Source organism: Pelomonas parva (assembly GCF_043555835.1).
In the GTDB taxonomy this organism is placed as follows: domain Bacteria; phylum Pseudomonadota; class Gammaproteobacteria; order Burkholderiales; family Burkholderiaceae_C; genus Pelomonas; species Pelomonas parva.
In genome coordinates this window covers 149,452-167,090 of sequence record NZ_JBIGHV010000008.1, presented here as the reverse complement: position 1 = coordinate 167,090, position 17,639 = coordinate 149,452, and the positions used below count along the sequence as shown (strand labels likewise).

The 17,639-nt window shown below is 70.5% G+C and carries 16 protein-coding genes; 7 read left to right on the top strand and 9 right to left on the bottom strand.

Features of this window, described 5'->3' with window-relative positions; genetic code table 11:
* Positions 1–5 precede the first annotated feature (5 nt).
* The 6 genes from ACG00Y_RS20910 to ACG00Y_RS20885 all read left to right on the top strand — a co-directional run bounded on the left by ACG00Y_RS20910 (position 6) and on the right by ACG00Y_RS20885 (position 5,376).
* Positions 6–1,538 (top strand): DUF4331 domain-containing protein, encoded by a 1,533-nt coding sequence (locus tag ACG00Y_RS20910; protein ID WP_394482222.1) that lies wholly within the window; start codon positions 6–8, stop codon positions 1,536–1,538.
* A gap of 11 nt (positions 1,539–1,549) precedes the next feature.
* Positions 1,550–1,822 carry a hypothetical protein gene (locus ACG00Y_RS20905; protein ID WP_394482220.1) on the top strand — a complete coding sequence of 91 codons (273 nt, stop codon included), beginning with the start codon at positions 1,550–1,552 and terminating at the stop codon, positions 1,820–1,822.
* 2 nt (positions 1,823–1,824) lie between these two features.
* Positions 1,825–2,961 (top strand): hypothetical protein, encoded by a 1,137-nt coding sequence (locus tag ACG00Y_RS20900; protein WP_394482218.1) that lies wholly within the window; start codon positions 1,825–1,827, stop codon positions 2,959–2,961.
* A complete protein-coding gene (locus ACG00Y_RS20895) occupies positions 2,958–4,058 on the top strand; it encodes a HupE/UreJ family protein (RefSeq protein ID WP_394482217.1) in 1,101 nt (366 codons plus the stop codon). Before ACG00Y_RS20900 ends, ACG00Y_RS20895 begins: the two co-directional genes overlap by 4 nt.
* A 94-nt stretch (positions 4,059–4,152) precedes the next feature.
* Positions 4,153–4,830 (top strand): hypothetical protein, encoded by a 678-nt coding sequence (locus ACG00Y_RS20890; RefSeq protein WP_394482215.1) that lies wholly within the window; start codon positions 4,153–4,155, stop codon positions 4,828–4,830.
* A 45-nt stretch (positions 4,831–4,875) separates the two neighbouring features.
* Positions 4,876–5,376 carry an endonuclease V gene (locus ACG00Y_RS20885; RefSeq protein ID WP_394482213.1) on the top strand — a complete coding sequence of 167 codons (501 nt, stop codon included), beginning with the start codon at positions 4,876–4,878 and terminating at the stop codon, positions 5,374–5,376.
* Between the two features lie 267 nt (positions 5,377–5,643).
* Here ACG00Y_RS20885 and ACG00Y_RS20880 read toward each other — a convergent pair whose 3' ends face one another.
* From ACG00Y_RS20880 to ACG00Y_RS20870, 3 genes are read right to left on the bottom strand one after another with little or no spacing between them, the layout of a single operon-like run.
* A complete protein-coding gene (locus ACG00Y_RS20880) occupies positions 5,644–6,084 on the bottom strand; it encodes a hypothetical protein (protein ID WP_394482211.1) in 441 nt (146 codons plus the stop codon).
* A gap of 16 nt (positions 6,085–6,100) precedes the next feature.
* Positions 6,101–7,018 (bottom strand): 5'-nucleotidase, encoded by a 918-nt coding sequence (locus tag ACG00Y_RS20875; RefSeq protein WP_394482209.1) that lies wholly within the window; start codon positions 7,016–7,018, stop codon positions 6,101–6,103.
* Positions 7,019–7,049: 31 nt separating this feature from the next.
* Positions 7,050–8,039: an AAA family ATPase gene (locus tag ACG00Y_RS20870; protein ID WP_394482207.1), complete on the bottom strand. Its 990-nt coding sequence runs from the start codon at positions 8,037–8,039 to the stop codon at positions 7,050–7,052.
* 266 nt (positions 8,040–8,305) lie between these two features.
* Between ACG00Y_RS20870 and ACG00Y_RS20865 the strand changes: the two genes are divergently transcribed.
* Positions 8,306–9,865: a methyl-accepting chemotaxis protein gene (locus tag ACG00Y_RS20865; protein WP_394482205.1), complete on the top strand. Its 1,560-nt coding sequence runs from the start codon at positions 8,306–8,308 to the stop codon at positions 9,863–9,865.
* Between the two features lie 264 nt (positions 9,866–10,129).
* Here ACG00Y_RS20865 and gspF read toward each other — a convergent pair whose 3' ends face one another.
* From gspF to gspL, 6 genes are read right to left on the bottom strand one after another with little or no spacing between them, the layout of a single operon-like run.
* Positions 10,130–11,341, bottom strand: coding sequence for a type II secretion system inner membrane protein GspF (gene gspF / locus ACG00Y_RS20860; protein WP_394482203.1), 1,212 nt, complete (start codon positions 11,339–11,341; stop codon positions 10,130–10,132).
* Positions 11,342–11,352: 11 nt separating this feature from the next.
* Positions 11,353–12,777, bottom strand: a complete 1,425-nt coding sequence (gspE, locus tag ACG00Y_RS20855) for a type II secretion system ATPase GspE (protein WP_394482201.1) — start codon at positions 12,775–12,777, stop codon at positions 11,353–11,355.
* A 9-nt stretch (positions 12,778–12,786) separates the two neighbouring features.
* A complete protein-coding gene (gene gspD / locus ACG00Y_RS20850) occupies positions 12,787–14,973 on the bottom strand; it encodes a type II secretion system secretin GspD (protein ID WP_394482199.1) in 2,187 nt (728 codons plus the stop codon).
* A 2-nt stretch (positions 14,974–14,975) separates the two neighbouring features.
* Positions 14,976–15,836 (bottom strand): type II secretion system protein N, encoded by an 861-nt coding sequence (gene gspN, locus ACG00Y_RS20845; protein WP_394482197.1) that lies wholly within the window; start codon positions 15,834–15,836, stop codon positions 14,976–14,978.
* The gene (gspM, locus tag ACG00Y_RS20840) at positions 15,836–16,360 is read right to left on the bottom strand and encodes a type II secretion system protein GspM (RefSeq protein ID WP_394482195.1); all 525 of its coding nucleotides are present in this window, start codon (positions 16,358–16,360) and stop codon (positions 15,836–15,838) included. The genes gspN and gspM overlap by 1 nt, the downstream gene beginning before the upstream one ends.
* Positions 16,360–17,592: a type II secretion system protein GspL gene (gene gspL / locus ACG00Y_RS20835; RefSeq protein ID WP_394482193.1), complete on the bottom strand. Its 1,233-nt coding sequence runs from the start codon at positions 17,590–17,592 to the stop codon at positions 16,360–16,362. Before gspL ends, gspM begins: the two co-directional genes overlap by 1 nt.
* Between the last annotated feature and the right edge of the window lie 47 nt (positions 17,593–17,639).

Genomic DNA, 17,639 nt, shown 5'->3' with positions numbered 1-17,639 from the left:
CCCCCATGAATGCCCGACTCACCCGCAGCGCCATGGCCACGGCACTGCTCTGCATGGCCGCTGGCGCCCAGGCCTCCAGCCACCGCGAAGCGCCCTTCCTGACGACCGTGCCCAAGGTCGATGCGACGGACTTCTACATGTTCCGCAGCTACGAGGCAGGCCGCGACGGCATGGTCACGCTGATCGCCAACTACCTGCCGCTGCAGGACCCCTACGGCGGCCCCAACTACTTCTCGCTGGACCCGAACGCGCTCTACGAGATCCACATCGACAACAGCGGCGACGCCAAGGAAGACCTGACCTTCCAGTTCCGCGTCAAGAACCGCCTGGCCAACAACGGCGCGGGCGTCAGCCTCAACGTCGGCGGCAAGATGGTCGGCATCCCGCTGATCCAGGCGGGCGGCGTGGCCAACGTGAAGGACGCCAACCTGCAGCTCAACGAGAGCTTCACGGTGACGGTCGTGCGCGGCGACCGCCGCAGCGGCACCGCCCAGGCAGTCACCCATGCCACCAGCGGCGCCACGACCTTCGACAAGCCCGTCGACAACATCGGCAAGAAGACCATCGCCGACTACCCGGCCTACGCGGCCAAGCATGTCTACCCGATCACCATCCCGGGTTGCGCCACGCCGGCCAAGGTCTTCGTCGGCCAGCGCCAGGACCCGTTCGCGGTCAACCTCGGCACCATCTTCGACCTGGTCAACGCGCCTGTCGCCGTCATCACCGACCCCGCGCTGATCAATGCCGCACCCAACACTATCGGCGACAAGAACGTCACGACGCTGGCGCTGGAAGTCCACAAGGACTGCCTGAAGAGCGCCGGCAGCGACGTCATCGGTGGCTGGACGACGGCCAGCCTGCGCCAGGGCCGCCTGCTCGACCCCAAGCCGGCCTCGGGCCACCAGGCGGCCGAGAAGGCCGGCGGCGCCTGGGTGCAGGTCTCGCGCCTGGGCATGCCCCTGGTCAACGAGGTCGTCATCGGCCTGAAGGACAAGGACAAGTTCAACGCGACGAAGCCCACCGGCGACGGCCAGTTCGCCGACTACGTGACCAACCCGACGCTGCCCGCGCTGCTGGAGATCGCACTCGCCCTGCCGGGCACGGCGCCCACCAACTTCCCGCGCATGGACCTGGTCACGACCTTCCTGACCGGCATCAAGGGCGTCAACCAGCTGGCCACCGTCACGCCGTCCGAGATGCTGCGCCTTAACACGGCCATTGCGCCGGTCGCCTTCGCGCAGCAGAACCGGCTGGGCATCGTCGGCAACATCCTTGCCGGCGGCAGCGACAGCGCCGGCTACCCGAATGGCCGCCGGCCGAAGGACGACGTCGTCGACATCTCGCTGGTGGCCGTGATGGGCGGCCTGTGCATGGCCAATGGCGACACCGACGCGCTCGGCTTCGGCGCGGCCTGCAAGCCGTCCGCCGTGCCGCTGGGCGCCACCGCATTCAAGCTGCACGACGCGGTGGACCAGGCCGTCGTGCCGCTGCTGGCCGCCTTCCCGTATCTCAACACGCCCCTGCCGGGCACCAAGTGAAGGAGGCCGCCATGCGCACCCTGTTGACCCTGGCGGCGGCCGCTGCCGCCAGCCTTGCCCTCGTCGCCTGCGGTGGCGGGTCCGATGACGACGCCGGTTCGGCGCCCGGTCCTGGCCCGACGCCAACGCCGCTGACGGCGATACCCGACGGCGTCATCGTGTCGAGCGACGCGCTGGTGGGCTACCTCAATGTGCAGCCGACCAGCGACGAGATCAGCGAGGCGCTGACCTTGCCGGCCGGGGAGCCGTTCACCAGCGAGACCGCCGAGCCTTACTCGATCTGAACGTGCGCACGCTGCTTGTTCTGCTGCTTGCTGCGCCGCTCGCGGCCTCGGCCGAGCCCTTCACACCGAAGAGCGACGCCGAGATCGTCCAGCGCCTGCCCTACCGTGTCGGCGCCGACGAGCGGGCACGCCGGGTTGCACTCGCACGCGATCCCGCCCAGCTGCCTCTCGCGCTGGCCTCGGCCCGCGCCGCGCTCGACCGCGCCCGCGTGCTGGGCGACCCGCGCGAGCTGGGTGCTGCCCAGGCCGCGCTGGCGCCATGGTGGTCGCTAGCCGATGCGCCGCCCGAAGCCCAGCTGCTGCGCGCCCGCGTGCTGCAGGCCCGCCATGAGTTCGACACTGCCCAGGCCCAGCTGCGCGGCCTGCTGGCGCGGCAAGACCTGGCCCCCGAGCTGCGCGCCCAGGCGCTGCTGGACAGCGCCGCCCTGCACCAGCTGCGCGCCGAGCTGCCGCAGGCGCGTGCGCTGTGCGAGCAGTTGCAGCCACTCGCGCCGCTGCCCGCCACGGCCTGCCTGGCCGAGTTGGACAGCCTGACCGGCAGGGCCCCCGCCGCCGCGCAGGTGCTGGCCCGGTTGAGCCCCGGCCGCAGCGTCCTGCCCTGGCTCGCGCTGATGCGTGCCGAGCTGGCCGAGCGCATGGGCGACGCCGCCGCGCTGGGTCTGTACCGGCAGGCACTCGTGGGTGCCGACGAGGTCTACACCCGCGCCGCGCTGGCCGACTGGCTGCTGGCCCAGGGCCGCCACGCCGAGGCGCTGGCGCTGACCCAGGGCAGCGACGCCGACGCGCTGCTGCTGCGCCACGTCATCGCCTTGCACCGTCTGGGCCGCGACGCTGCCGAGCCCACCGCCCGCCTGCGCGACAGCCTGGCCTCGGCCGACAAGCGCGAGCCCGGCAAGCATGCCCGCGAGCAGGCCCGCTTTGCGCTGGACGTGGCCAGGCAGCCGCGCGAGGCCTTGCGCCTGGCCCAGGCCAACTGGGCCATGCAGCGCGAGCCGGCCGATGCCGTGCTGCTGCTGCGCGCCGCCCAGGCCGCCGGTCGCGATGGCGAGCCCGCGCGACGCGAGCTGGCCCGCTTCGTGCGCGAGCGGGGCTGGCAAGATGCCCGCCTCGCCGCCCTTGATCGACCCTTGAACTCGTGATCCGTGCACTGATCCTGCTGTTGTTCTGCACCGGCGCCTGGGCCCACCAGTCCAGCGACGCCTACCTGCGCTATCGCGTGGAGGGTGCCAGCGTGGAGCAGCGCCTGGACATCGCGCTGCGTGACCTCGACCGCGACCTGGGCCTGGATGCCGACGGCGATGGCACGCTCAGCTGGGGCGAAGTGCGCACTCGCTGGAGCGACATCGAGCGCCTCGCCGCCGACGGCGTGCGCTTCACGGCCGACGGCGCTGCCTGCCAGCCCGCAGGCGCCGACACGCCGCAGCTCGACGAACACAGCGACGGCATGCACGCCGTGCTCGTCACCCGCTGGCAATGCCCGGCTACCGTACAGGCGCTGGCCATCGACTACCGCCTCTTCACCGCCACCGACGCCGGCCACCGCGCGCTGGCCCGCCTCGTGGGCACGGCGGGCGAGCCACTGGTGCTGGTGCCCGGCGCCGGCCCGCAGACACTCAGCGCCAACAGCGCGGGCCTCGGCGGCTTCGTCATCGAAGGCATGGCCCACATCGCGGCCGGGCTGGATCACCTTCTGTTCCTCGCCACCCTCGTTCTCGTGGCGGTGTGGAAGCGCGATGGCACCGGCTGGGTGCCGCGCGCCAGCGGTCGCAGCGCCTTCGTCGAGACGCTGAAGCTCGTCACCGCCTTCACCGTGGCCCACTCCATGACGCTGGGCCTGGCGGCCGGCGGCGTCATCGACCCGCCGACGCGCTGGACCGAATCGCTGATCGCGCTGACCGTGCTGCTGGCCGCGCTGGACAACATCCGCCCCTTCCTGCCCGGCCCGCGCTGGGCCATGGTGGGCTTGTTCGGCCTCGTCCACGGCGTGGGTTTCGCGGGGCCGCTGAAGGACCTGGGCCTGAGCGGCAGCGAGCTGCTGCTGCCGCTGCTGGGCTTCAACGTCGGCGTGGAGCTGGGCCAGCTCGCCGCCGTCGCGCTGCTGCTGCCGCCGGCGCTGTGGCTGCGTGGGCGCACCGTCTACCGGCGCTGGTTCGTGCCCGGTGCGTCCAGCGCCGTCGCCGCGCTGGCGACGCTGTGGCTGGCCGAGCGCAGCCTGGCGCTGCAGCTGCTGCCCTGACGCGGGCGGGTAGTGGGCCGGGTGGCGTGCGCGCGCCACGTTCCTTGCGCCCACCGTGTCGGTCGCTAACATGCCCGTCCGGGAGGACTGGCCCATGAACCAGCTACCGATCGAGGTGGCGCGCGAGCTGCGCGTGCGGCTGAGAGACGCGCATTTCACGACCTTCAACACGCTGAACACCATCTTCACCGGCGGGCTGGTGGCCTACCTGCTGCGCCGGGTCTTGGAGATGCCAGAAGCCCAACGGCCGTGGCTGCTCGTGCTGGCGAGTCTGCTCACCCTCATCGCCTGCTGGAGCGGGCTGTTCCGCATGCTGGCGCTCGTGCGTTTTCCGTCGCGCATGTCGGACGCCTTGTTGTCCTTCGGCGCCGGCGCCGCCGTCTACATGATGGTCAGCCTGCTGGACGCGGGGCCGCAGGTCTGGTTGCGAACGGCCGCAGCCGTCGCGTTCTTCGGTGGCGTGGGCACCTTGAACATGCTGCGCGGTGCGCGCAAGGACCCCTTCAACGATGACGTGCTGCCGCTGATCGAACGTGACCTCCGACTCGCCGCCTGGGCACGATTGGGCTTTGTGCCGCTGACGCTGCTGCTGGCGCAAAGTGGGCTGCCGGACTGGGTGCTGAGCGGTGCGGCTGTTGTCGGGGCCGTGCTGGCACTGGTCGTGGACGATGTCGTGTGGGGGCGTTCGGTCTCGCTCACCTCGCGGCCCGACGTGCTCGCGAGCGAGCGGGAGGCTTTGCGCCAGGCGGCGCTGCTGGGCGAGCGGCGCTAGCCGCTGTTGCTCGATGGCCTGCGCCGCAGCGGCTCATACTCCTGCATGAAATTGATCGTGGCTGTTCATGTCGATGGTGCGCAGGCGACCGCTGCCGCCGTGGCTTTCGAGGCCTGGGATGCGGCGGAGGCGACGAAGACCTACGTCTGCCGCATCGCCCATGTCGAGAAGGCCGTGCGAGGCGAGCTGGACCTGCGCGAACTGCCCTGTGTGATGCAGCTGTTGCGCGAGCACGGCCTGGCGCCCGAGCTTGTCCTGTTTGAAGGCTTCGTCCATCTGGATGCCGACGAAACGCCGGGCCTGGGCCAGCACCTGCATCAGGCGCTGGGCGGCAAGGTGCCGGTCGTCGGTGTTTCGAAACGGGGTCTGCCGGGCCTGTCGGCGCAGTTCGAGGTCATGCGCGAGGACGAAGCGCCGCCGCTGTTCGTGACCTGCGCGGGTATCGACATCGGCGCGGCCAAGGCGCGGCTGCGTGGCATGCATGGCAGGAAGCGCGTGCCCACGCTGATGAAGCTCGCGGCGCGCCTGGCGAAGAACCAGGATTGATGCCGGGCGCGATGGTTCGCGGGGCGCCGCGAACGTCGGTTGGGCAGCGCTGGCTGTCATTGATACAGCCAAGTCCGCCGACCACTTCATGCCCCCTTCGGCCGCTCGCGCGGTAGATGCGATCAAGCGCCGTCGATATGCCGAGGCTTGGCGTTCCAGCGTGAGAGGGTCAGGTATTGCTCAAGCTATGGCTTGAAACCTGAGCCCTGACTCTGAACCTTGCGTGACCGTGAGCCTGCGAGCCTGATCTCTGCGGGGTTCGGCCGCTCATACCCTGGCAAGGAAGGCCGCCGCATCACCCGCTTCACACTTCCAGTCTGCGAAGACCCCGACCAGATTGCATTCCACGCAGCGGCAAGCGATGTAGTACCAGCGCACGTCATGTGTGCCCTCGTACACGGAGACGCCGGACATCAGCTCGAACACCTCGTTCTCGCACACGCACTCGTGCACCTCGGGCGCGGCTTCTTCAACGTAGTCCGCGCTGTCGCCCATCAGGTGTTCCTGCCCGCAGTCGGTGCAGGTGCGGATCGCCACGCCGGCTTCTTCATCGCTCTGCAGCGCGAAGGTCCGGCACCCGCAATCGCATTTGGACGCGGCAAACCGGACGGCCTCATGGCGATTCGCAACGCTGTAGCTGCGCAGCTCGGCCTGGGTGTCGCCGGACGTCGTCCCGTACCAGAACTCGCCCTTCTTCGTCAGTGCCATTGATGCTGCTCCATTCTTAAACCGGAATCTCCGAAACACGCGCCGCAGCCACTCCCGCTGTCACCTGCCCCGCCGGCACATGCGCCGCCGCGCTTTCGACATGGCCGACCTGGTCGTCGAAGAAGAAGTCCGGCTCGAACTCGCGCAGGAACTCGCCCTTGGCCAGGCCGCCGAGGAACATCGCCTCGTCGACCTCGATCTGCCAGTCCATCAGCGTGCGCAGCGCACGCTCGTGGGCGGGCGCGCTGCGGGCCGTCACCAGCGCGGTGCGCACCTTCATGCCGCCACCGGGCGCGTGCTGCAGCCGCTGCAGCGCCTGCAGCACCGGCTTGAACGGGCCGGCCGGCAGCGGCAGGTGGGCGCGGCTGCTCTCGTGCTCGCGGAACGCCGCGAGGCCGTCGCGCTGGAAGACCTGCTCCGCCTCGTCGGAGAACAGCACCGCGTCGCCGTCGAAGGCGATGCGCAGCTCACGGGGATGGGCGGCCGAGGCGCGCGCGGCCAGCGGCATCACGCGCGCCGCCGCCACGCCAGCATTCAGCGCCTGGCGCACATCGTCGTCGTTGGCCGACAGGAAGAGCTGGGCCGACAGCGGCTTCAGGTAACGCCACGGCGAGGCGCCGCGCGTGAAGACGCCGCGCTCGATGGCCAGCCCGTAATGCTTGGCCGAGCGGAACACGCGCATGCCCGAGATCGGGTCGTTGCGCGACAGCACGACCACCTCCACCTGCGGCGGCCCGCCGGCGTTGAAGGCCAGCAGCTTCTCGACCAGCGAGAACGCCACGCCGGGCGGCGCGGGCTCGTCCAGGCGTTGCTGCTGCAAGGCCATGTAGGCGCGGTCGTCGCCGGCCTCGAAGACCTGGTTCTCGGCCTCGAAGTCGAACAGGGCGCGGGAGGAGATGGCGACGACGAGTTGACCGTTCAGCGTGGCAGGCATGCCGCCATTCTGGCCTGCGCGCCTCCTTGCACTACTGCATGAAGCCGATGCGACCCTTTTTGCCGTTGCCACTGGGCAGGTCTTCGCAGAGCAGCGTGTCGCGTTGCGCGAGGCGGGCGTTGCCGAAGGCGGTCATCCAGACGCGGCGCATCTCGCGCGGCGCCAGCTCGGCCATGCGGTCCAGCACGGCGTCGCTGGGGTGCTCGTCGAAGCGGCGGCCCCAGTCGTGCGAGCCGCGCAGCTTCTGGTAGAGCCGCAGCGCAATCGTGCGGGCGGCGGCGAAGTCGGGCGCCTGCACCTCGTAGACGTTGACGCGGTTCAGGATGGGGTCGGGAATGCTGCGGGCGTCGTTGGCCGTGGCCACCCAGATCACCTGGCTGGCGTCCACGGCCACCTCGGCGAACTCGTCGATGAAGCTGCTGGCCGTGTCGTGCTCCAGCAGGCTGTAGAGCGAGCCCAGCGGGTCGTAGGCGGCCTCGCCGCCGGCCTTGTCGATCTCGTCGACCACCATGACGGGGTTGGCGTAGTCGCCGTCGACGAGCGCCTCGAAGACCTTGCCGGCGCGCGCGCCCTTCCACTGGCTGGAGGCGCCCGACAGCACCCAGCCGGCCGTCAGCGAACTCATGGACACGAAGCCCATGCCGGTGCCCAGCAGCTCGGCCAGCTGGCGCGCGAAATGCGTCTTGCCGACGCCGGGCGGGCCGAGCAGCAGCAGCGGCGTGATCTCCAGCGCGTCGCTGCTGTCGTTGCACAGGGCGATCTGGCGGCGCACGTCGTCCAGCACCTCGTGGAAGTTGGGCAGCTCGGCATACAGCGCGTCCATCACCGGCAGGCCCGAGGGCTTGACCTGGAAGCGCTCCTCGCCTTTTTCGAGCATGCGCTCGTAGGTGGCGCGCAGGGATTCGTGCTCCTTGGGCGGCAGCTTGTCGAGGCGGCGGGTCACGTCCTCGGCGCGGTAGATGCTGCGCATCCGGGCGACCGGGATGCGCGGGGCGACACAGGCGATGGCGGTACTGCTCATGGCTGGGATCTCCGTCTAGTCAGCTTCATTCAAGCAAAAACGGCGCCCGGCGTGTGCCTAGAGAAATCACCGAGTCGTGCAGTCTGTCGCGGCGGCGCGCACCTGCACGCGGAGCCGATGTGGGCCTCCGTCGCTCGATTCCGTGAAGCAGTCCTCGTTGTGTCCGGGTTTACCCGTTATATCGGTGGCGCATTCGCAGCAGCCCACCGAACATGCGCGGTTTCAAGCGGCCGCGACACCTCGCGTGCGCCACAGGGAGTTTCTCAATGTCGTCCATCACAACCGCCCGCCAGGGCTCCATCGGGCGCCGGCTTGCGCTGGTGCTGTCATGCATCCTCGGCCTGTCGGTGTTCAGCAGCGTCGTCGCCGTCTGGCAGCTGCGCTCGCTCGGCGTCGAGGTCGCAGACATGCTGCAAAGCAGCCTGAAGGTCGAGCGTGCGGCCACCGACTGGCTGCGTAACACGACGTCCGGCGTACAGCGGGCCGCCGCCATCGCCAGGAGCAGCGATGCGTCGCTGATCGAGTATTTCGCGCCCGCCACGGCAGCCGCCATCAAGGAGACCAACGAGCTGCAAAAGTTCATCGAGGCAGCGCTGACCACGCCGGAGGAGAAGGCGCTGTTCGGCCGGATCAGCGAGCTGCGCAAGTCCTACCTGGCCGCCCGCGAGGAAGTCAGCAAGGCCAAGAAGGAGGGGGACATGGAGGGCGCGGCGAAGCTGTTCGCCGAAAAGTTCGAACCGACCTCCCGCAGCTACCTGGAGGCCGTGGCCGCACTGGCATCGGGCCAGCGCGCCGAGCTGGATACCTCGGCGCTCAAGGTCGAGGCGCTGCGCCAGCGCACGGTCTGGCTGCTGGTGGGCTGCACGGCGCTGGCGCTGGTGGCCGGCATTGCGCTCAGCGTGGTGCTGTCCCGCAGCATCACGGTGCCGCTGCAGGCGGCCGAACGCGCGGCCCGCGCCATCGCCGACATGGACCTGACCGGCGCGGCCCAGCGCCATTACGGCAACGACGAGACCGGCCAGCTGCTGCGCGCCATCGATGCGATGCGCACGGCGCTGCGCAGTGCGTTGCAGGAGGTGCGCAGCGTCGTCGACAACATCTCCACCGCCAGCGCCGAGATTGCCAGCGGCAACCTGGACCTGAGCAGCCGCACCGAACAGGCGGCGGCCAGCCTGGAGGAAACGGCCAGTGCGATGGAAGAGCTGACCAGTACGGTGCGACACAGCGCCGACTCGGCCGGCCAGGCCAACCAATTGACCAACTCCGCCGCCGACGTCGCACGGCGCGGCGGCAGCGTGGTGGCCCAGGTGGTCGACACGATGACCGACATCCAGCAGTCCAGCCGCAAGATCGGCGACATTATCGGCACCATCGACGGCATTGCCTTCCAGACCAACATCCTGGCGTTGAACGCGGCCGTGGAAGCGGCGCGAGCCGGCGAGCAAGGGCGCGGCTTTGCGGTGGTGGCCGGCGAGGTACGCACGCTGGCGCAGCGCAGTGCCGAGGCGGCGCGCGAGATCAAGGCGCTGATCGGTGCCAGCGTGGACCGGGTCGAGGCCGGTTCGCGCCTCGTGACCGATGCCGGCGGCACGATGACCGAGATCGTCAACAGCGTGCAGCGCGTGACCGACATCGTCGGCGAGATCAGCACCGCCTCGCGGGAGCAGAGCCAGGGCATCGGCCAGATCAACCTGGCCGTGGCCGACCTCGACAAGATGACGCAGCAAAACGCCGCGCTGGTGGAGGAGTCCACCGCCGCCGCCGAGAGCCTGAAGGACCAGGCCAGCCGGCTGAGCAGCGTCGTCGCCACCTTCCGCTTGAGCTGACTGCTGAGTACCCCTCGCCCAACCTCGCATCGCTGAACGCGAGCGAGTCTGGTCGGTCCCCCAAGGGGACGGCGATGTTCGCGGCATTGAGCCGCGAGCGCATCGCCTGGCGGGCCGGCTTGGGAGCGGCCCGGCGCTCGGCCCGAGATGCCCGATGCGCGCGCAGCGCCGCATCCCCTCGCGCGACTCGCGCTGATCGGCTTTGCCGGGCAGCCGGGAGTGCCCCCTTGAGGGGGCCGCAGCTCCGCTGCGGTAGGGGGTGGTCTATTTCACCCACGTATTCAGCTGAATGATCGGCATTAGCACCGCCAGCACGATCAGCAGCACCACGGCGCCCATGGCGACGATCAGCAGCGGTTCCAGCAGCGTCGCCGCGGCCATGGAGCGGCGCTGCACCTCGACGCTGAGCTGGCGCGCGGCGCGGGCCAGCATCTCGGGCAGCTGGCCGGTCTGCTCGCCCAGGCGGGCGAACATCGCCAGGATGCCGGGGAAGCGCTTCTTGCCCGCCAGCGCCGAGCCCAGCGGCGCGCCTTCGCGCACCTGCACCAGCGCGTCCAGCGCATCGGCCTGCATGGCGCGGTTGGAAAGCGTCTCGGCCGCCGCCTGCAGCGCCTTCAGGATGGGCACGCCGGCGCCGGCCAGCATGGCCAGCGTGCCGGCGAAGCGCGCCGCGTTGTAGCCGCGCGCGAGGCGCCCGACCAGCGGCACGCCGAGCAGCGCGGCGTCGAAGCGCAGCCGGAAGGCCGGCGCCTTCAGCGCCTGGCGCAGCAGCAGGCCGGCCACGGCGGCAGCGCCGAGCATCGCCCAGCCCCAGGTGCGCGCGAAGTCGCTGATGGCCAGCATCGCGATCGTCAGCGCCGGCAGCGTGCGCTTGGAACTGGTAAACACGGTGGCGATCTGCGGCACCACGTAGGTGACGAGGAAGATGACGATGAAGAAGGAGATGACCGAAATGATGGCCGGATAGGCCATCGCGCCGATGAGCTTGCCCTTCAGATCCTCGCGCTCCTCCAGGTCGTCGGCCAGCTTCTCCAGCACCTGGCCCAGCGCGCCGCTCTGCTCGCCGGCGGCGACGACGCCGCGGTAGACCTCGTCGAACTCGCGCGGCGCCATGGCCAGCGCGCGGGCGAAGGTGGAGCCGGCATTGACCTCGGCCTTCAGCTGGCTGATCAGCTCGCGCTGGCGCACGTCCTCGCTCTCGTCGGCCAGCGCGGTCAGCGCACGCTCGATGGGCAGGCTGGAGCCGACAAGGCCGGCGAGCTGGCGCGTCCACACGGCCAGTGCCGTCGAATTGAAGACGCGCCGCACGAAGCGGCTGCGCTCCTGCGCACCGTGCTGCTGCACGATCTCGATGGACAGCGGCGTCAGGCCCTGGCCGCGCAGCATCGCGCGGGCGACGCGCGGGTTGTCGGCCTCGATCAGGCCGCTGCTCTGGCGGCCGGAGTCGGCGAGGGCTTCGTATTTGTAGGCGGGCACGGGCTAACGGCCTATTCGCGCGTCACGCGCAGCACTTCTTCAAGCGATGTCACGCCCGACTCGATCAGCCGCTCGCCGTCCTCGCGCATGGAGCGTAGGCCGACGGCTTGCGCAGCGGCGGTGAGCTGGCTCTCCGGCGCGCGGTTGTGGATGAGGCTGCGCACGGCGTCGTCTGCCACCATCAGCTCGTAGACGCCCGTGCGGCCTTTGTAGCCGGTGTTGCCGCAGGCCTCGCAGCCGACCGGGTGCCAGCGGCCGTGGTCGTCCTGGGTCTTGCAGGCCGGGCACAGCCGGCGCACCAGCCGCTGCGCCAGCACGCCCAACAGCGATGACGACAGCAGGAAGGGTTCCACACCCATGTCAGTCAGCCGCGTGACGGCGCTGGGCGCGTCGTTGGTGTGCAGCGTGGCAAGCACCAGGTGGCCGGTCAGGGAGGCCTGGATGGCGATCTGCGCCGTCTCGAAATCGCGGATCTCGCCGATCATGATGACGTCCGGGTCCTGGCGCAGGATGGCGCGCAAGGCCTTGGCGAAGGTCAGGTCGATCTTGGCGTTGACCTGCGTCTGGCCGATGCCGGGCAGCTCGTACTCGATCGGGTCCTCGACGGTCAGCACGTTGGTCGTGCTGGTGTCCACGGTCTGCAGCGAGGCGTACAGCGAGGTCGTTTTGCCCGAGCCCGTCGGGCCGGTGACGAGCACAATGCCGTGCGGCTGCTGCACCAGCTTCTTGAAGGCGGACAGCACGTTGCCGTCCATGCCCAGGCCTTCCAGCGTGAACTTGGATTCGCTCTTGTCCAGCAGGCGCAGCACGGCGCGCTCGCCGTGGGCACTGGGCAGCGTCGACACGCGCACGTCGATGGCGCGGCCGCCGATGCGCAAGCTGATGCGGCCGTCCTGCGGCAGGCGTTTCTCGGCGATGTCCAGCTCGGCCATGATCTTCAGCCGCGAGATCAGCGCCGCGTGCAGCGCCCGGTTGGGCTGCACCACCTCGCGCAGCGTGCCGTCGACGCGGAAGCGCACCGAGCTGCTGCGCTCGTAGGGCTCGATGTGGATGTCGCTCGCGCCGTCCTTGGCCGCCTGCGTCAGCAGCGCGTTGAGCATGCGGATGATCGGCGCGTCGTTGGCGGCCTCCAGCAGGTCTTCCACCGCTGGCAGGTCCTGCATCATGCGCGACAGGTCCACCGCGCTCTCGACCTCGCCGACGACGACGGCCGCGCTGCTCTCGCTGCCGGCATAGACCGCATTGATGCGAGCGGCCAGCGACGAGGCCGCCTCGGACTCCAGCCGGTCCACGGCGTACTGGCGCTGCACCTCGGACAGCGTGGCCCAGCCGACCTCGGGCGCGGCCCACAGCGTCAGCGCGCTGCCGTCGTCCTCCAGCAGCACGAGGTTGGCCTTCGCAAAGGCATAGGGCAGGGGGTGGCGGGTGGCGGCCATGGGAGCGGGTTACTGCGGCAGCGGCACGGGCGTGCTGGTCGCGGGCGGCTTGGCCTCAGGCAGCACCGGCGCGCCGGTGTCGGGCAGCAGCACGTTCTGCGTCGGCTGGGTGACCTGCTGCACGGCGCGGATGCTCTCGTAGCGGTCCAGCGACAGCTTGCTGGCGCCTTCGGCCGAGCGCAGCACGACGGGGCGCAGGAACACCATCAGGTTGGTCTTCACGCGCTTGCGGTTCTTGCTGCCGAACAGGTTGCCCAGCACCGGGATCTTGGACAGGCCCGGCACGCCGTCGTCGCCGTCGGTGTACTCGTCCTTCAACAAGCCGCCCAGCACGATGATGTCGCCGTCATCGACGACCACCGACGTGTCGATGGCGCTCTTGTCCAGCGTCGGGCCTTGCGTGCCGCTGCTGCCGGGCACGACCGAGGAGTTCTCGTGCGAGACCTGCATGCGCACGGTGCCGCCCTCGCCGATCTGGCTCTTGATCTTCAGCGTCAGGCCCACGTCCTTGCGGTCCACCGTCGTGAACGGGTTCACCGTGCCGCCGGTGTTGCCGGTGTTGGCATAGGAGCCGGTCACGAAGGGTACGTTCTGGCCAATGACGATGCGTGCCTCCTCGTTGTCCAGCGCCACGAGGTTGGGCGTGGACAGCACGTTGGCGCCGCTCTGGCTCTCGAAGAAGTTGGCGACGGCGCCCAGCGTGTACAGGCTGCCGAACTTCTTGAGCACGCCGATATTGAGGCCGGTGGGCGCCGAGGCGCTGGCCAGCGCCGTCGTCACACCGGATGTGCCGTTGGCCACTGCGCCGGTGGCGTTGATGATGTTGGCCAGGCCCGAGCCGAAGTTGGTGCCCGCGCCGGTGATCGTGGTGTCACCGCTCTTGCCGAACAGGTTCTGCCACTGCACGCCGAACTGGCCGGCCTTGGTGTTGTCGATCTTGACGATCAGCGACTCGACATAGATCTGCGCGCGGCGGGCGTCGAGCTGCTCGATGACGGCGCGCACCTGGCGGTACAGCGGCTCGGCGGCCGTGATGATCAGCGAGTTGGTCGACGGGTCGGCCTGCACGAAGCCGCCTGTGGACGGGCCGGCCGAGGCGCTCAGCGGCGCCGTCGCGGCGGTCGAGAGGCCGCTGCCGGTCGTGTTGTTGCCGGTCAGTGTGTTGTTCTGGCCACCGAAGCTGGTGCCCGCGCCGGTCAGCCCGCCGGTGTTGGTGGTCGACGTGCCGCTGCCGCCGCCCGCGCTGGCGGACGAGCCGGCGCCGAAGGCCGCGCGCAGCACGGTGGCGAGCTTGGTGGCGTCGGCGTTCTTCAGGTAGACGACGCGGATGTTGTTGCTGCTGTCCGCGCTGGGCTGGTCCAGCTTGTCGACCATGGCCCTGACGGCAGCCAGGCGCGCCGGGTTGCTGGCGCGCAGGATCAGGCCGTTGGAGCGCGGGTCCACCAGCACGTTGACGGCGCTGCTGGCCTGGCCCGGCACGGCCTGCACGGCGGTGGAGCCGCCGTCTGCGAGGCGCTGCACCAGCGGCGCGAGGTCGGCCGCGACGGCATGCTTGAGCTGCACGATCTCGATGTCGCTGGTGCCCGGCGTGTCCATCGCCGCGATGATCTTGCCGATGCGCTTGAGGTTGTCCGCGTAGTCGGTGATGACCAGGCTGTTGTTGCCCGGGTTGGCGTTGATCGTGTTGTTGGGGCTGATCAGCGGGCGCAGCACGGCGACGAGGTTGTTCGCGTTCTCGTGCTGAATGCGGAAGATCTGCGTCAGGATCTGGTCGCCGCGGATGGCGCTGGTCTCGATGGCCACCGAGTCGGCCTGCAGCTTGGCGTCGGCCTCGGGCAGCACCTTCAGCAGGCCTGCCGCCTCGACAACGGTGAAGTTCAGCCCGCGCAGCGCGGCCAGGTAGTTGCGATAGGCCTCGGCCACCGACACCGGCTGCTCGCTGTAGACGGTGATCGTGCCCTTCACGCGCGGGTCGATGATGACCTGGCGGTTCAGCATCACGCCGATGGCGCGGGTCACCGCCTCGATGTCGGCGTTGACGAAATTCAGCGTCACCGGCGAGCTGGCCCGCACGGCGGGGCCCTTGGCGTTGCCCGGGCGGGCGCGTTGCACGTTGGCGTTGTCGGGCTGCGCGAAGGCGCTGCCGGTGGCCATCAGCAACGCAGCGAGCGCAGTGGCGGTTCGGTGCAGATTCATGATCATCCGATCGTCAAGACGGAGCGCGCCCCTTGGCGGCGTCCGATGATGTTCAGCAGGTTGTTCAGCGCTTCCTCGCGGCCCGGCGCGGCGCCGGCCTCGCCGGTGAAGCGGCTCTTGCCGCCGGGGCTCAGCGTGCCCGCGCCGTTGAGCTGCAGCGCGCCCTCCAGCGTGAACAGGTGCAGCGTGCTGACGCCGGGGTTTGCCGGGTCGGCATTCAGGTTCAGCCGGTAGCTGCCCAGCGGCGCGACGGTGGACACGCGCGAGGACAGGTTGAGCAGCTCCAGCTGCAGGCCGCCGAACTGGCGCCAGCGGCCTTGCACCGACTCCAGCCGGAACTCCTGCGCCGACACGCGCAGCGAGCCGCCCAGCTGCAGCGTGTTCCACGGCGTGCCCAGGCCGGCCAGCAGGCCGGCGGGCAGCCGGGCCAGCCAGTCGGCGCGGTTGTCGATGCTGATCGCCATGCGGCCCAGGCCGGGCTTGATGCCGAGCAGCAACTCGCCGTTGATGCAGCAGTCCTGGCGCGCAGCGAGTTGCAGGCCCAAGCCCTTGGGCACCATCTTCCAGTGCAGGCGGCCGGGCAGCGAGGCCGCGTCGCGCGCGCCGACGCCGCCGGTCAGCACGACGGTGCCCGAGCCGTTCCAGACGCTGCCGCTGCTGTTGACGATCAGCAGGTGGCCGTTCGTGGCCGAGGCCAGATAGCTCGCCAGCCAGCTGGCCGGCGCGAACGCGACGACGGCGCCGGCGATGCCCAGCAGCGCGCCGGCCACGGCCCAGCGCCGCGGCGTGTCGTGGCGCACCGCGCGGCCGCCGTCCTGCGTCGTCGGCGGCGTCGATGCGGTCTTCTTTCCTAACCAGGCCATCACGCGCCTCCTCCCAGGCTCAGCACGAGGTTGCCGGAGAAGCCCGTGGGGCCGCGCGTCAGCTGCGCCTCGACGGGCCGTGCGCGCGCGGCCGCACGCACTTCGGCCAGCCAGGCCTGCAGCGCGGGTGGCGCAACGCCGGTCAGCGTGACGACGGCGCGGTCGCCCGTGATGTTGAGCCGGGCGGCGGCGCCCAGGTGCTCGACCGAGGCCTTCAACGCCGCCTCGGCCTGGGCCGGCGGCACCGGCGGCGCGGCGCGCAGAGCGCGCGCCTCCTGTGCCTGGGCCTGCATCTGCTGCAGCTGCAACTCCAGCGTTTCCAGTTCGGCGGGCGCCGTCTTCAGCGTGCGCAGCGCCGGCGCCACCAGCAGGCTCCAGGCCAGCAGCAGGCCCAGCAGCACGCCGACCGTGCCCACCGCGAGGCGTTCGCGTTCGCCCAGCGATTGCCACTGCGTCAGCACCTGGGCGCGGGCGTGGCGCAGCTGGGCTTGGAAGCCCTCGCCGGAGGTAGAGGGGCGGGCCATCAGCGTCGTCCTTGCGTGGCCGCGCGGCCGACGGTCAGCTTGCCTTCGCTGGCATCGAGCTGCCAGCCGGCGCTCTGCAGCTGGGCGCGGAAATTGTCGATCTGGGCCGGGCTCCAGCCCTGGGCCGGCAGTGTCAGGCGGCCGGGCTCAAAGGCCAGCGCATCGGCCGGCGGGCGGTCGGCCGGCCAGGCACTGGCGGCGGCACCGAGCAAGGCTTCGAGGTCTTGCTCGCCGATGCTGCCGGCGCTGATGCGCAGCAGGTCGAGTTGCTTCTGCATCTGGATGGGCGCGTCGAGGATGGCGCGCACCTGCGGGAAGGCGCTGGTCAGCGTCGCCGTGACGGCCGCGCGCCGTTCGGCCACTTCGCGGTTCTGAAGCCAGGCCCACAGGTTCAGGCCCAGCAGCTGCACGACGACCAGCGCGGCCACGCCCCAGCGCACCGGCTGCCAGGGCTTGCGCATCAGGTCGCGGCTGACGAAGCGCAGCGCCCGCATGCCGCGGGCGCGCGGCGCCAGGTCGAACTGGCGCAGTTCCCAGGTGTTGGCTATGACGGCCAGCGCGCGCTGGGCCGGCGTCTGCACGGACACCGTCGTGCCCAGCCAGCGCTCGGCGGCCGTGGCCACGCCGGGCGTGGCCGTCCACTGCGCGGCGTGGACGAGGTCGGGCGGGAACAGCTGGCGCGCCAGCCCGCCCTGCAGCGGCAGCGTGGCCACGCCTTCGGCATGGCTCCAGCGCAGCGAGACGGCGTCGCCGCCGGCCTCGAAGAAATGGCCGCGCGGCAGCTCGTCCGGCCAGGCCAGCGGCGCGACGCGTTCGATGAAGACATGGGCCGCGTCAAGGTGCGCGAGGTGCTCGGCCAGCCAGGTGCGCGACAGGGCGGCCACCCAGGCCGTGTCGCCGCCGACGGCATCGGGCTCGACGGCGAAGTGCAGCGCCTCAGGGTCGTCGAGCAGGCTCTCTTCCAGCTTGCCGGCCAGTGCCGCGCGCATCTGGCGGCCGGCGCGCGGCAGCTCGAGGCGGCGCCAGCTGATGTCCGACTCGGCGACGACGGCGATGACGCTGTCGGCGGCCGGCAACGCAGCGGCGGCGGACCGGCCTTCGCTGTCGATCTGGCGGCCGTCGGGCGTCAGTGCCCAGTCGTACTCGCGCAGCGCCGGGGCCGGCTCGGACGCGGCTTGGCCCAGGGCGCGCAGACGCGTCCGGGAGGGCAGGAACAGCAGCAGGGTGCTCATGGGACGCGGCGCATTCTAGGAGGGGGCTGTGACGTGGCGGAGCGACG

What these genes read in the sequence shown, in the direction of transcription:
- ACG00Y_RS20880 (WP_394482211.1), bottom strand. Translation starts at nt 6,084, where the DNA reads ATGGCACTGACGAAGAAGGGCGAGTTCTGGTACGGGACGACGTCCGGC.
- ACG00Y_RS20875 (WP_394482209.1), bottom strand. Translation starts at nt 7,018, where the DNA reads ATGCCTGCCACGCTGAACGGTCAACTCGTCGTCGCCATCTCCTCCCGC.
- ACG00Y_RS20870 (WP_394482207.1), bottom strand. Translation starts at nt 8,039, where the DNA reads ATGAGCAGTACCGCCATCGCCTGTGTCGCCCCGCGCATCCCGGTCGCC.
- ACG00Y_RS20910 (WP_394482222.1), top strand. Translation starts at nt 6, where the DNA reads ATGAATGCCCGACTCACCCGCAGCGCCATGGCCACGGCACTGCTCTGC.
- ACG00Y_RS20865 (WP_394482205.1), top strand. Translation starts at nt 8,306, where the DNA reads ATGTCGTCCATCACAACCGCCCGCCAGGGCTCCATCGGGCGCCGGCTT.
- gspE (WP_394482201.1), bottom strand. Translation starts at nt 12,777, where the DNA reads ATGGCCGCCACCCGCCACCCCCTGCCCTATGCCTTTGCGAAGGCCAAC.
- gspN (WP_394482197.1), bottom strand. Translation starts at nt 15,836, where the DNA reads ATGGCCTGGTTAGGAAAGAAGACCGCATCGACGCCGCCGACGACGCAG.
- ACG00Y_RS20905 (WP_394482220.1), top strand. Translation starts at nt 1,550, where the DNA reads ATGCGCACCCTGTTGACCCTGGCGGCGGCCGCTGCCGCCAGCCTTGCC.
- ACG00Y_RS20885 (WP_394482213.1), top strand. Translation starts at nt 4,876, where the DNA reads ATGAAATTGATCGTGGCTGTTCATGTCGATGGTGCGCAGGCGACCGCT.
- gspM (WP_394482195.1), bottom strand. Translation starts at nt 16,360, where the DNA reads ATGGCCCGCCCCTCTACCTCCGGCGAGGGCTTCCAAGCCCAGCTGCGC.
- gspL (WP_394482193.1), bottom strand. Translation starts at nt 17,592, where the DNA reads ATGAGCACCCTGCTGCTGTTCCTGCCCTCCCGGACGCGTCTGCGCGCC.
- gspD (WP_394482199.1), bottom strand. Translation starts at nt 14,973, where the DNA reads ATGAATCTGCACCGAACCGCCACTGCGCTCGCTGCGTTGCTGATGGCC.
- ACG00Y_RS20890 (WP_394482215.1), top strand. Translation starts at nt 4,153, where the DNA reads ATGAACCAGCTACCGATCGAGGTGGCGCGCGAGCTGCGCGTGCGGCTG.